At 49.3% G+C, this 13,559-nt stretch carries 12 protein-coding genes and 1 riboswitch; of the genes, 6 read left to right on the top strand and 6 right to left on the bottom strand.

From position 1 onward, the window contains the following. Positions 1 to 2 precede the first annotated feature (2 nt). From AC1XTG_RS02355 to AC1XTG_RS02345, 3 genes are all read right to left on the bottom strand, one after another. Positions 3 to 701 carry a hypothetical protein gene (locus AC1XTG_RS02355; RefSeq protein ID WP_229238675.1) on the bottom strand — a complete coding sequence of 233 codons (699 nt, stop codon included), beginning with the start codon at positions 699 to 701 and terminating at the stop codon, positions 3 to 5. An 89-nt stretch (positions 702 to 790) separates the two neighbouring features. Next, entirely contained in the window at positions 791 to 2,800 is a 2,010-nt protein-coding gene (gene glgB, locus AC1XTG_RS02350) for a 1,4-alpha-glucan branching protein GlgB (RefSeq protein WP_484840855.1), read from the bottom strand. A gap of 126 nt (positions 2,801 to 2,926) precedes the next feature. After that, positions 2,927 to 4,135 carry a dipeptidase gene (locus AC1XTG_RS02345; protein ID WP_484840854.1) on the bottom strand — a complete coding sequence of 403 codons (1,209 nt, stop codon included), beginning with the start codon at positions 4,133 to 4,135 and terminating at the stop codon, positions 2,927 to 2,929. A gap of 225 nt (positions 4,136 to 4,360) precedes the next feature. Here AC1XTG_RS02345 and budA point away from each other — a divergent pair, with 225 nt between their 5' ends. Then, positions 4,361 to 5,176 carry an acetolactate decarboxylase gene (budA, locus tag AC1XTG_RS02340; RefSeq protein ID WP_484840853.1) on the top strand — a complete coding sequence of 272 codons (816 nt, stop codon included), beginning with the start codon at positions 4,361 to 4,363 and terminating at the stop codon, positions 5,174 to 5,176. Positions 5,177 to 5,216: 40 nt separating this feature from the next. Continuing rightward, complete coding sequence (locus tag AC1XTG_RS02335) at positions 5,217 to 6,227, top strand: alpha/beta hydrolase (protein WP_484840852.1); 1,011 nt, start codon at positions 5,217 to 5,219, stop codon at positions 6,225 to 6,227. Between the two features lie 72 nt (positions 6,228 to 6,299). Here the strand turns inward: AC1XTG_RS02335 and AC1XTG_RS02330 are convergent, their stop codons facing one another. Next, positions 6,300 to 7,274 carry a sugar phosphate isomerase/epimerase family protein gene (locus AC1XTG_RS02330; RefSeq protein WP_484840851.1) on the bottom strand — a complete coding sequence of 325 codons (975 nt, stop codon included), beginning with the start codon at positions 7,272 to 7,274 and terminating at the stop codon, positions 6,300 to 6,302. Positions 7,275 to 7,405: 131 nt separating this feature from the next. On the opposite strand from AC1XTG_RS02330, the gene AC1XTG_RS02325 reads away from it, so the two are divergent. After that, entirely contained in the window at positions 7,406 to 8,014 is a 609-nt protein-coding gene (locus AC1XTG_RS02325; RefSeq protein ID WP_484840850.1) for a hypothetical protein, read from the top strand. A 74-nt stretch (positions 8,015 to 8,088) separates the two neighbouring features. Here the strand turns inward: AC1XTG_RS02325 and AC1XTG_RS02320 are convergent, their stop codons facing one another. Both AC1XTG_RS02320 and AC1XTG_RS02315 read right to left on the bottom strand, forming a co-directional pair. Then, entirely contained in the window at positions 8,089 to 9,204 is a 1,116-nt protein-coding gene (locus tag AC1XTG_RS02320; RefSeq protein WP_484840849.1) for a hypothetical protein, read from the bottom strand. Positions 9,205 to 9,324: 120 nt separating this feature from the next. Further along, on the bottom strand, positions 9,325 to 9,861 hold the full coding sequence (locus AC1XTG_RS02315) for a hypothetical protein (RefSeq protein WP_484840848.1): 537 nt from the start codon (positions 9,859 to 9,861) through the stop codon (positions 9,325 to 9,327). A gap of 352 nt (positions 9,862 to 10,213) precedes the next feature. Between AC1XTG_RS02315 and AC1XTG_RS02310 the strand changes: the two genes are divergently transcribed. From AC1XTG_RS02310 to thiC, 3 genes are all read left to right on the top strand, one after another. Next, positions 10,214 to 11,104 (top strand): response regulator, encoded by an 891-nt coding sequence (locus AC1XTG_RS02310; RefSeq protein ID WP_484840847.1) that lies wholly within the window; start codon positions 10,214 to 10,216, stop codon positions 11,102 to 11,104. A gap of 119 nt (positions 11,105 to 11,223) precedes the next feature. Next, a riboswitch (TPP riboswitch) is annotated at positions 11,224 to 11,319 on the top strand. A gap of 69 nt (positions 11,320 to 11,388) precedes the next feature. After that, positions 11,389 to 11,592, top strand: coding sequence for a sulfur carrier protein ThiS (gene thiS / locus AC1XTG_RS02305; protein WP_484840846.1), 204 nt, complete (start codon positions 11,389 to 11,391; stop codon positions 11,590 to 11,592). An 83-nt stretch (positions 11,593 to 11,675) separates the two neighbouring features. After that, positions 11,676 to 13,559, top strand: a complete 1,884-nt coding sequence (gene thiC, locus AC1XTG_RS02300) for a phosphomethylpyrimidine synthase ThiC (RefSeq protein WP_484840845.1) — start codon at positions 11,676 to 11,678, stop codon at positions 13,557 to 13,559.

Genomic DNA, 13,559 nt, shown 5'->3' with positions numbered 1-13,559 from the left:
GATCAGTTGTATAAGGGAAATGATATGCCGACATAAGGGACGCCGTAAGTGGCCGAAAAGCGGCGCTGGCCATTGTCAAGCTTCTCAGGTGTGCTGTAAGTGATGCGACCGTGCACATAGCCCAGCTTCAAGCCGATGCGATCCGCAATCCAGTAGCGAAGGAATACTTCCGACTGCCCGTTCTGCTTGTCCATTACCAATGGAAGCGCATTCAATGTAGCCGGGTTGCTGCCGATGTAGGCATTATAATATTCAGCGCCTTCTCCTTCGTAGAAAGTTGATTTTGAATAAAGTCCGCTGCGCTTCGTGCCGAATGCAATGCCAAAAATGTCCGTATTCGCGCCGATGTCAAATCTCCATACACGTACATTTGCCCCGAATACAAAGCTGGCTCCGTTCGCGCTCAGCTTGCCAAACTTCAAAGTATCGTCCGAGAATGCATTGCTTTGCGGTACCAGGTTTGTTCTGCCCGCATAATAGCCCCAGGCGCGCACGCCCCAGCCGATGCGGAACCATGGAAAATGATTTAGGCTAAGCTCCTGGTGGTACAATGCAGAAGGTACCCACTGATCGCCCTGAAAACCAAGTCCGAGGTCAATACCGGACGTGACGCGGGACAAGCTTTGACTATAACCTGAAACCGAACCCAAAAACAAAAAAAGTACTATTATCCTTAAACGCTTCATCTGATCCTTGGTCATGTGATGGGCAAAGGTAAAAAAATGTGCAAAAAAAGTAAGGCAGAGTTTGAAAGCTCTGCCTAAGATTGAAATAAAGTAAGTTACCGGCCTTAAAGAAGCTTTTTGGCGGTTGTTTTCTTTAAAACGACTGCGCCCATCGGTGGCAGGTCCAGCAACAATGAGTTCGCTCTTCCGTGCCATCTGTGCGCTTCCGAGGTAACAGGATCGTAGTTGATGACGCCACTGCCGCCGAAAGCTTCCGCATCAGAGTTGAAGATCTCCTGCCAGCTGCCTTCCGAAAGTACACCGACGCGATACCCTTTTCTGGGCAGGGGCGTCAGGTTAAGCGCGATAATCAGACTTTGTGCAGGATCAAGCCCTTTTCTTGCATATACAAGCACCGAGTTCTCTCTGTCCTGGGTATCGATCCATTCAAAACCTTCACTTGAAAAAGAATGGTCGAACAATGCATGCTCGTCTTTATAAAGCTGATTTAAAGTTTTAACACAATCCTTTAAACCTTTATTAGGAGCTTGTTCTAGCAGGTGCCAGTCCAGGCTTCTTTCAAAATTCCATTCAGAAGCCTGTCCGAATTCCCCGCCCATGAAAAGCAGCTTGGTGCCGGGGTGTGTAAACATGTAGGCGAACATCAGTCGCAGGTTCGCAAACTTCTGCCACTCGTCGCCAGGCATTTTGTTGATCAGTGACTTCTTCCCGTAAACCACCTCGTCGTGCGAGAAGGGCAGCATGAAATTTTCTGAAAATGAGTACACCAGACTGAACGTGAGCTGATCCTGGTGCCAGCGGCGGAATGCAGGATCCAGCTGGAAGTATTTCAATGTATCGTTCATCCAGCCCATCATCCATTTCATTCCAAAACCTAATCCGCCCACGAAAACCGGGCGCGATACACCTGGGAATGCGGTAGACTCTTCGGCGATCGTCTGAATGTCAGGGAACTCTGTGTACGCAGCCACATTCATTTCACGCAGCAGCGAAATAGCTTCCAGGTTTTCCCTTCCGCCAAACTCATTCGGTATCCACTCGCCGTGCTTTCTTGAATAATCCAGGTAAAGCATGGAAGCAACTGCATCCACCCGAAGTCCGTCGGTATGGTACCTGTCCAGCCAGAAAATGGCATTACTGATCAGGAACGAGCGGACCTCATTTCTTCCATAATTAAAAATATAGCTCTTCCAGTCGGGGTGATATCCTTTCCTCGGATCCTCATGTTCGTAAAGCGCTGTACCGTCAAAACGGTAGAGTCCGTGCAAATCGCCCGGGAAGTGGGAGGGAACCCAGTCTATATACACACCGATCCCTGCCTGATGCAGCTGGTCGATCAGGTACATCAGTTCCTGCGGGGTACCGTGGCGTGCCGTACACGAGAAGTAACCCGTGATCTGGTATCCCCACGAAGGCGGGTAGGGGTGTTCCATTACGGGCATCAGTTCCACGTGCGTAAAACCCATTTCCTTTACATAGGGTACCAGGCTCGCCGCTATTTCTTTGTAGGTCAAAAAGCGAAGCGGGTCCGAAGGGTCGCGCTGCCAGGAGCCCAGGTGGACTTCATATACGGATATCGGCGCATTCAGCTTGTTTTTTTCCTTACGCACTTTCAGCCACTCCGAATCACCCCATTCGTACCAGTTATCCCATACGATAGAGGCGGTTTTTGGTGACACTTCACACCAGAGTGCAAATGGGTCAGACTTCTCAAGGTGCTCGCCGGTTTGAGATACAATATGATATTTGTAAACCTCTCCGACACCCACGTTTGGGATCCAGCCTTCCCAGATACCCGAGCTGTCCCACCTCGGCGCCAGTGCGTGGCCGCCCTTGTTCCAGCCGTTGAAATTACCGATCACGGAAATGTAGGTCGCATTCGGTGCCCATACTGCAAAGTAGGTACCTACCACGCCTTTGTGTTCCATCACGTGCGAGCCGAGCTTTTCGTAAAGCTTGAAGTGTTTTCCCTGACGAAAAAGATGAATATCAAAATCTGTAAAACGGCTAACTGTTTCGACCGCATTCAGCTCCTGACCCTCGGTTTTCAATGTTCCGTTTTCCGGAAGGTCGCTTGCTGACTTTGTTTTTTTATTATCCGCTGACTTAGCCATTTGTTTGAACGCAATTTGTGATAATCATTAAGAGAGTGTAAGATTTGCAATTTTATTAAACTATTTCTCTAAATGTATATATTTTTTTGCGCGATTTCCTTTGAAAATCGCGCAAAAAGCAGGGTATCAGATGTTCCCCGCCGCTTTCTCTACCTGGTCGAGAACACGCATGATATTGCCTCCCCAGATCTTCTCGATATCCTTCGCTGAATAGCCTCTTTTTACCAGTTCCTCGGTAATTGCGCCGATCTGGCTCACGTCTTTCAGTCCAATTACCTCGCCGCCGCCATCGAGGTCCATTCCGATACCAACGTGCTCGACACTGGTAAGCTTGATCACGTGCTCAATGTGGTTGACAGCATCCTGAATAGTCGGCATATCACCTTTGTACTTCTCGTTAATCGCCTTCATTTCATCACGCAATGCTTTTTTGTCTGCATCCGAAAGGTCCGTCTGACGGATTTTCAACCGTAGCGCTTTGAGTGACATTTCGTGTGGCTGGGAAGGTTTTTTTACAAAGCCGGGTACAAAGTTGATCTGGATCACACCGCCATTTTTGGCCAGTGTTTTAATCATTTCGTCTGTCATATTCCGGGGAACATCGCATAATGCGCGGCAGCTTGAATGCGAGGCGATCACCGGCGCTTTGGTCAGCCTGATCACATCGTAAAAGGTTGAATCCGACACGTGCGAGATATCTACCATCATACCGAGCCTGTTCATTTCCTTCACCACTTCTTCTCCAAACTTGCTGAGTCCATTGTGTTCCGGACCGTCGCCATCGGTAGACGAATCGCAGATATCATTGTTCAGCGAATGTGAAAGCGTGATATAGCGCAATCCAAGATCATAGTATTGTTTCACATTCGTGATATCCTTTCCAACCGGCCAGCCATTTTCCATACCTATAAACATGGCGCGTTTTCCTTCTTTTTGAAGACGGTAGGCATCTTTCGAGGTAGTTGCGATCGCCGCGATATCCGGGTGCAGGCGGGCAGTTTCATGTATTTTGTCAAAAATGGCGAGCGCCTTCTTTTTTGCTTCTGCATTCGCTTCGTCGGTTCGCTTGCCCTGGCCCAGGTAAACCGCAAAGAACATCCCGTCCATGCCGCCTTTGATCATCCTTGGAAAGTCAATCTGTGAACGGTCTTTCTCGTAATCGTGCTCGACAGCGATGTCGAAGCCTTCCTTCATCATGTTAATGGGCACGTCGGCGTGGGTGTCGATCGTCAGCGCTTTCGCGTGGATCTTGGCCGCTTTGGGCGACATTGGAGTAGGTGCTGTCTGTGCAATGGACAGGGCGGGCAACAGTAACAGGAGTAGTGTCTTTTTCATTGAACGGGTTGTAATTGGTGAATGGTCAGGAAAGCGCAATGTTTTTAAGTTGCCCCTTTTTTTCTGCAAAGTCAACTGCGTCAGTGCAATCCTTTATTTACTTCAATTTAAACCCGAATCCCGCCTATTCTGACTGTGTATTTGTGCTTTAAAGCCAGTCAGGTAAGTAAGGCAGGACTGCTGCCGTATTTAGGTTATATTCAATTCATCTACCCAAACACATCTGTGAACCCTTTCTCCAAGACCATCTTTTTCTCATTTGCATTGCTTCTGCTCCTTTGCGGCGGCTGCCAGGTCGCTAAAAATTCCACCCGGCATGGACTGCAGAACCTGCAAAATGAAGACCTCATGTACCAGTATTCCATCATCGATGCATTAATGGCGGGCGTATTTGACGGAGACCTGAATATCGCCGGTTTGAAAACGCGCGGCGACTTTGGGGTAGGTACCTTCAATAAAGTCGACGGTGAGCTGATCATGGACAAGGGCCGGGTGTATAAAGTATCCTTCGACGGCTCCGTGAGTGAAGTAAGCGATGCAGACAGTACCTCAGCCGCATTTGTCAAATACTTCAAAGCAGATACCGTCATCACACTTACCGGCGAGAACCTGAGCTATGAAAATGTACAGGAGCATTTACTCAAAATCCTTAATCCCAATGGTATATACGCGCTGCGGATCACAGGTAACTTCACGACGATGACAACCCGCGCCGCGCGGCCAGCCAAGCCTCCTTATCATACACTGACCCAGCATTTGAAAACAAACCAGGCGGTGTTTGAAATCAAAAACACGCAAGGTACCTGCAACGGATTTCTGCTGCCTCCGTACCTCGCCAGGACCAATGTGCCGGGCTTTCACCTGCATTACCTGTCGGGCGATATGAAAGCGGGCGGACACATATTCAAGTTTACCACGGGTTCCGTTCGCATTGAGGTTGATATTGCAAAAGGCTTTGTCATCGAAAACAACACAAATCCCGAATTCCGGACAGTAAACCTTAAACCGGATCGCGGGGAAGAGTTGAAGAAAATTGAATAGTTGAAGCTATATTTATGCCTCATTTTTCAATTTACAGCCAGTGAAAAAAATTGCGGGATACCTGCTTTTAATCGGACTGAGCGCCTGCTCTGCGTTCGGGCAGGTTACTTATTTCGGAGATATACTCGGGAAAGAATTCAAACAGGCCACCATTGTACAAGCCGCCGACTATGAAGGCAGTGTAACCTGTACGATCATCAGGAAAACAGCGACTCCAAAAAGCAGCAAAGCGGTTTTATACGTACACGGATTCAACGATTACTTTTTTCAGGAAGAAATGGCCGAGCGCTTTCTTAAAGAAGGCTACAACTTTTATGCAGTCGATCTGCGGAAATACGGACGCTCGTGGCTCGCGCACCAGAAGTTTAATAACGTAAGAGAACTGTCTGAGTATTTTCCCGATATCGATACTACCCTGCATATCATGCACAGCGAGGGAAATGATAAAGTACTTTTAATGGGGCATTCGCTCGGCGGGTTGATCGTGTCGGTGTATGCAGACGCCCGGAACGGACGCGAGCGGTTTGATGCAGTTCTGCTGAACAGTCCGCTATTCGCATTAAACATCAAATCAGGATTGAAAAAAACAGCGCTCCCATTGATGATCAAACGCGCCGAAAAACATCCGGAAACGGGTATAGACCTCGGGATCAATCCGCTTTACGGAGAAAGCCTGCATAAAGATTATCATGGAGAATGGGCTTATAGCTTGGGCTTCAAGCCGCTTATTGCGCCGCCCGTCAACTTTGGCTGGGTTCGCGCGGTGCATCTGGCGCAGGAAAAGTTGCTGCAAGGCTTGCAGATCGACAAGCCGGTACTCGTACTGCATGCTTCCAAATCCATTGACGAAAAGAAATGGAGCGACGTATTTTTCACTGGCGACGCAGTGCTGGACGTGAATGAAGTGGCGCGGCGCGCGCAGAATATCGTGGGCCAGTACAGTATTCAGGCGGTACCCGGCGGCATGCACGATCTCGTTCTTTCGCGAAAGCCTGTGAGAGAAGAGGTATATTCAACGATTTTTAACTGGGCGAAAAGAACGGTGAAGTGAGTGTGCGACTCACAAAAAAGCCGGAAGTACCCCAGGTACCTCCGGCTTTTTTCTTGGTGATAGTCTGGCAGCTCAGGCTGTGAATGTGAATGCCTTTCTGAGCAGTTCTAAACTTTTAGGTACCGAAGTTTCAGGGTTTTCCTTGCCCTCCATTTCGAGCGATACAAAACCTTTGTAGTTCGCCTTCTGGAATATTTTGCCGATGCGGGTATAATCCATTTCCTTATCGTAAAACGTCCCGCCGCCGTAGTAGGTTTTGGCCTGCACAATGGTCGCGTAGGGCGCCAGCTTTTCGAGTCCGGCATAAGGTTCTCCCACGAAATTGCCGGTATCCACATTCAGCCCCATGGACGGTGAGCTTTTCAGCGCATTGTACATTCTGAGTAGGTACTCGATGTTGGAAGACAGTCCCCAGTGGTTTTCCAGAGCAAGTACGATCCCTGCTTTCTCGGCATATTGCAGGCATTCGCCCATTCCGTCGATCGTCCATTTGATCCCGTCTTCATCGGTGTATCCCTCGATCGGCGGCTCTACACCGTGGGTATAGTAGTCGGTCTGGCGTTTGTTTTTGATGGTACCCCAGGAGCCCGTGTTCATGCGCACGCAGGGAATACCCATTTGCGAGGCTATATTGATGCATTTATAGGTATGCTCGATATCCGCTTTCCGCTTTGCTACATCAGGTTGAAGGAAATTCTGGTGAATGGATAGCAGGGGCATGGCGAGGCCGCTGTCAAATGCAAGCCGCTTCAATTTGTTCTGGTAAGCCACCGAATCTTCGGTCATCTGGCGGTGGAGTACTTCCACGCCGTCAAATCCAATCCTCGCAGCATGCTCGATCACTTTCTCGATTGGGTACTTGGTACCTGTCAGCGGCCAATAGGAGTAGCTGGAAACTGCGATAGGCAATCTTCTGGTCACAACCGGCTTTTTCTCAGGTGCGGCCATTGCCACAGTTCCCGTCAATATGCCAGCCGCCATCGCAGCCGATTTTTTAAGCCAGTCTCTTCTTGAATCCGGCGTTTCAGAAGTTGTAAAATTTTCCATTGTTGAAAAAGGTTGGTGGTTAGTAATAGGATCAGGAATTCTGTTTTGCAATAATGTAAATTCAATTCGTATTAAAAAATGAATGTAAAATATCTATAATTGTCCTCAAACAGTTACTTAGCCAATTCGTCATGAAAATTAAAACAGCAGTATTTCTTGCATCAAATGCCTTGTCACTAGCCACATACGTCCATTTTGCACAGGCAGAGCAGGCGCCGTTCAATCACACGGGAGCGGTCGCAGATCACGGGCAAACGGTACCCGATTCCCTTGATTTGTCAAAAATTCCCTTCAGCGAGAAAGAACTGGGAGAATTCCCCTTTTTGAAGCTTCCGGCAAACATCACCACGCTCAACAAACCACTTACACGGGAGTTTGATCGCCTGTTTTTTCCTTATAAAGGAGTGATGATCCCGGTTGAGGGTCACGTTTACAAAGCATTTATGACCAGCGTGGAAGGAAAAGAATGGTCGCTTCCTTATTTTGAAAAAACCTATCGGGAGCAGATCATCGCTGCCGGCGGTGTACTGATTTTCAGTGGGAAAGTGCCGCAGTCAGAGCTGGACAGGATCAAGGACGAGGCCAGCTATTTCGGAGAAGAAGGATCGATCGATTATCCCAACACGCTCGTGAGAGTGTATGCGATCAGGAGAAAAACCGGCGACCATGTGTTCATTCAATTTTCAGGATACAGTTCAGGCGGCTCCATCCAGATCCTGCAAAAAGAAGCTTCCAAATAGTTGTAAAGCCGATTTAAGACAAAAGTGCCACCTGGTTCTGACCACGTGGCACTTTTGTATGGTTTTTGGTAAAATCAGAATTTAAACGAAATCCCTGCATTCACAGAGTAATCGGCAAATGCAGCATCGCCTCTTGCAAAGGTGCCCGTGGCTGCTGAATAAGCTTTGTCCGTTACGCTCTGCGTGCGGTTGCGGGATAATGCGACCGGAACACTCACAAAAAAGCCGAATTTACCCGAAGAATAGCTGATACTCGGTTCAATGCTCCACACATATCCGGGTCTGCGGAAATCACCGCTTCCACCCACGAGATCGTGCACAGGAATACCTTCGAGGCGGGCACCGGCTGCCGCTGTTATTCCGCGTACCAGTCCGTTGATCGCATAGCTGACACCACCACGGGCCATATACTGGTCAGGAACACTCATAATCGCCTCGTTGGCAAGTCTTGGAGAAAGCGTCTCGCGGTAAGTTCTCACCCCGTTTTGCTCACGCGGATTGATCAGGTAATAGAAATTTCCGTACACGCCGAAGTTGTGCGTAAGGTTATAATAGGTATTTGCCTCCACTGTGAAGCCGGTCCCGCCATCGCCCAGCTGAATGGACTGGTCTACCGGGCGCAGTTCCTTACTTCCATTCGGTCCCACATTGTACCAGTAGTCCTCGTATTTATAATCGCCGGTTGGCAGCTTGATACCCAAACCCAGCTGCACATTACCGCGTGCACTTGTTTTAGGATCAAAAAGCCACCGGTAAGCTGCCACGCGCAAGTCGCCGATACCAAAAGAATGCATGCTGTGGCGCTGATTGAATTTGTTGGAGCCGTTGATCAAACCGTGCTCATAAAGCGAGGAGCGTGCATTGGAAATAATCGGTAAGTCGATCATAATGGACCAGCGGTCATTCAAAATCCGTGTCAGGTTGATGTCCAGCGACGCAGTATGGTTAATCACTTCGGTATGCTGCACGAGCCGCTCCTTGTTCTCGGTGGTACCTGAGTAATGGCGGAAAGATTTAAAATAGCGTGCACTGGTGGTCAAAACCCATTGCGGGTGGTCGGTGCTGTCTGCGTGAGCGAGCATGCAGGCATTTCCGGTGCTCCGGATCGCCACACAGCCTTGTGAATGAGCATTGAAGGAAACCAAAGAAGCAAACAACAATGCGAACGCGAGGTATATATATTTTTTCATGTTTGAATGGAATAAGCCAAATAGGAGATTTTAGCACGACAGCCACGGAAACTCAAAGCGAGCGCAATGCCGCCATGTTACCTGGTCTGCCGGATGTTTTGTGTAAAAAGAAAAAGGGGCTTATGCCTGGTTAGGAGGGGGACAAACAGGGGGTGCAAAAGGGCTACCTGCCGAAAGCAGATAATTGTCACTGATCTGCGCATCCGCCGGAATCCATTCCAGGATGTAGAAAATGTGCTTTCTGTTATTGGCAAGATAATCTTTAAGGAAGGATTTTAGGAGGACGGAATGAGCGCCCTTTTGCGGCCGCGCTCCTGCAATCTCATCCTGGATCCGCGACACTAATGCAGTGTAACGGTCACGCGCATTCTGGTCAAATTCGCAGTGTACGTAGAGTGTATCATTGATCAGCTGCTTGGTCTTCATCTGGTAATGCAGTCCCTTGTGCCGGATTTCACCCTCGGCAGGCTCCGCATTGTCCCAGCTGACCTGATAAGGCACATTTACAGGCACTTTGATCACGATATCCCCGCCAAAATCATCCTGCCCGCCGTAGTTTCCACCCGCGCCCGACATTGCGGGTGTTTCTTCCAGCAAATACACAACCGAATAGCCCGCTGTATTATACAGCAGCAGACCAAAAAGCAGAAGTGACAAGAGCCGGTTCAAACTGAAAGTGATTGATTTTTCAAATGTATAAAAAAGGAGGGAATGTTTATGGGGAGCTGGTTGCTATTAGCTGTTGGCTGTTAGCTGTTGGCTGTTAGCTATTAGCTGTTGGCTGTTAGCTATAATACTTCGGCTTTCGGCTATCATACTTCGGCTTTTTTTGATTACGCTGCCAACAGCCGACAGTTAACAGCCAATAACTAACAGCCAATAGCTAACGGCCAATAGCCGACAGCCGACAGCCGACAGCCGATAGCCGATAGCCGAAGTTACACCAGATTCCCTTTTTTTGATACTTTTGCGTCTGTTACGCGACATCACAAAACTATTAACCACCATCATGACGGGTATTCCCACGCTCGAAACCCCTAAATCTATCTTTCTTGTTGATGATGACGAGGATGATCGAATGCTCATTAAAGAAGCCCTTGAACAGGTGATGCAGGACGTCACTATCATCGAAGTAAACGACGGCGTCGAGCTGCTTGAACTGATGAACCGCCGGACCAGCCTGCACGAGCCTGCATTGATTGTCATGGATATGAACATGCCGCGAATGAGCGGTCTGGAAGCCTCGTCCGTGATCAGGAGCAGCAGCAAACTCCGGCACGTGCCCATTGTAATGTTGTCGACTTCCTCCAATCAGGACCTGATTTTCAAAGCCTACTGCCAGGGGATCAATGCGTATATCACAAAGCCGGTATCCTACAATGCATACAGCAAACTTGCCGAGTCGATAAGCGTCTCGTTTTTGAACAGTTATCCTGTGCAGGAGGAAGTTGCACTGCCCGAAAACCTGGAAGGCAAGAACATCCTGATCGTGGAAGACAGCGACGATCATTGGGAACTGATGAATATTTCTTTGCGAAAGATCCTGCCTGATGTACATTTCACACGTTTCAGCGACGATACCGCGGCACGCGAGTACCTGCGCGACAACATCGACGTATCCCCGTTTCCGATTGATATGATCATTCTCGACCTGTACTTACCTACCAAACAGCAGGGGCTTGATCTTCTGAGTACGATGAAAAACTCGGTTAATAAGCTGCCTTTTGTGCCGGTAGTTGTTTTCAGCTTTTCAGATAACCCGGCCGATATCCGCGAAAGTTATTCGCATCAGGCAAATGCATTTGTGATGAAGGGAAAAAACCTCAGAGAATCCATGCAGCTCTTCCGCCAGCTGTGTGATTTCTGGTGGAATACGATTTCGTCGCCTGCCCGGGTTTAGTGTGCTTTACCTCAGCTTTTTAGTTAGTTAAATGGGCGGCTGCATTCGCTCGAAACGGTTTGCAGGCAGGCATTTTATTTTCTGAAAATTTTGATAACCCGCATTTTCAGATAGTTTTGTCGAAACTTTAGGGGTGTCCCGATATGCGGACTGAGATAATACCCTTTGAACCTGATGCAGCTAGTACTGCCGAAGGGAAAAGTAAGAGATACTGCTATTGTATCTCAATGAATCTTTCCATAAAGGTCCATTCCTGAAGTTTTTCTCACAAAACGTTTTTCAGAATGGAAATCACAGTTAACGATCAATCCCGCGAAATTCCCGACCATTATTCGGTGCATCAGCTATTATCCGGGCTCTTTCCCGACAGCCTGAAAGGCGTTGCCGTAGCGATCAACCAGTCAGTGCTGGCGAGGTCTGAATGGGAGCGCCGCACGCTGCAGCCTCACGACCGCATTACCCTGATCAAAGCCACTCAGGGAGGATAACCGACCGTTTTCTCAAAATTCAGTTTACCAATCTTCACCCGAACCACGCTGTACCAGCTGCGGTTTGTCCAATCCTGTATGTTATGAAAATTGAAAAAACACCTGAAAGCGGCGTGATCACGAGGACCCCCTTTCCTAATTCGCGTAAAGTGTATGTGCCAGGCAAGCTGCACAACATTTCGGTAGCAATGCGCGAAATTGCGTTGAGCGACACCAGAATACACGGAAAGCCCGGCGCGACGGAACCCAATGTGCCTGTAACCGTATACGATACCAGCGGCCCTTTCACCGACCCGCACATTGACATTGATGTAAAAAAAGGCCTGCCGCAACTCAGGTCGGAATGGATCCGCGCGCGGCAGGATGTAGAGCAGCTTGAAACGATATCTTCCAGCTATGGGCGGCAGCGGCTGTCCGATGTTCAGCTGGACCATCTTCGGTTTGCGCATGTCAACAAACCGCTGCGCGCCAGGTCCGGGCACAACGTATCACAGCTTCACTATGCCAAAAAGGGGATTATCACAGCGGAAATGGAGTACATCGCCATTCGTGAAAACCAGCGGATCGACCAGCATTTTAGTGAAATGAATGGGCGGGCAGGTGCATTGTCGCACCAGCATCCCGGCCAGAGCTTTGGCGCAAATACCCCTCAATCTTTCATTACACCCGAGTTTGTGAGACAGGAAGTTGCCGCAGGCCGGGCAGTGATCCCCTCCAATATCAACCACCCCGAAAGCGAACCGATGATCATCGGGCGCAACTTCCTGGTCAAGATCAATGCCAACATTGGTAACTCTGCGGTTTCGTCGAGCATTGAGGAAGAAGTGGAAAAAGCCGTATGGGCGTGCCGCTGGGGTGCAGATACGATCATGGACCTGTCAACGGGTAAGAATATCCATGAAACGCGCGAGTGGATCATCCGCAACTCGCCTGTGCCCATTGGTACCGTGCCGATCTACCAGGCGCTGGAAAAAGTGAATGGCAAAGCGGAGGACCTGACGTGGGAGCTGTTCCGCGACACGCTGATCGAGCAGGCGGAACAGGGAGTGGATTATTTCACGATCCATGCCGGTGTTTTGCTCCGCTACATTCCGCTCACCGCCAGGCGCATCACGGGTATTGTGTCAAGAGGAGGTTCCATTATGGCCAAATGGTGCCTGGCGCATCATAAGGAAAACTTCCTGTACACGCATTTTGAAGAGATCTGCGAGATCATGAAAGCGTATGACGTGGCTTTCTCGTTAGGCGACGGACTGCGGCCGGGCTGCATTGCCGACGCAAATGACGCCGCGCAATTTGCAGAGTTGGAAACACTGGGTGAGCTGACCAAAATTGCCTGGAAGCACGATGTGCAGACGATCATCGAAGGTCCGGGTCACGTGCCGATGCATTTGATCAAAGAAAATATGGAAAAGCAGCTGGAACATTGCAGCGAAGCACCTTTTTACACTTTGGGCCCGCTTACTACCGACATTGCACCCGGCTACGATCATATTACCTCCGCCATTGGCGCCGCGATGATCGGCTGGTTTGGTACCGCCATGCTTTGTTATGTGACGCCGAAAGAGCACCTCGGCTTGCCCAACAAAAAGGATGTGAAAGACGGAGTGATCACCTACAAAATTGCCGCCCACGCAGCGGATCTGGCCAAAGGTCACCCGGGTGCACAGTACCGCGACAATGCATTGAGCAAGGCGCGGTTTGAGTTCCGGTGGGCAGACCAGTTCAACCTCTCCCTCGATCCCGACACAGCCCGCGAGTTTCACGACGAAACATTACCTGCCGAAGGTGCCAAAATCGCGCATTTCTGTTCCATGTGCGGCCCTAACTTCTGTTCGATGAAAATCACCCAGGATGTGCGCGAGTATGCAGAAGAGAATGGGATGCTGACCAGCGCAGACATTGAAGAAGGTATGCAGGTGAAAGCCCGCGAGTTTGCACAGAAAGGCAGCGAGATCTATTTATAA

The sequence above is a fragment of the Dyadobacter sp. HNCC25DJ183 genome, from assembly GCF_056895175.1.
Note: the sequence above shows the minus strand (reverse complement) of the source record. Positions and strands in the feature narration are given on the sequence as shown.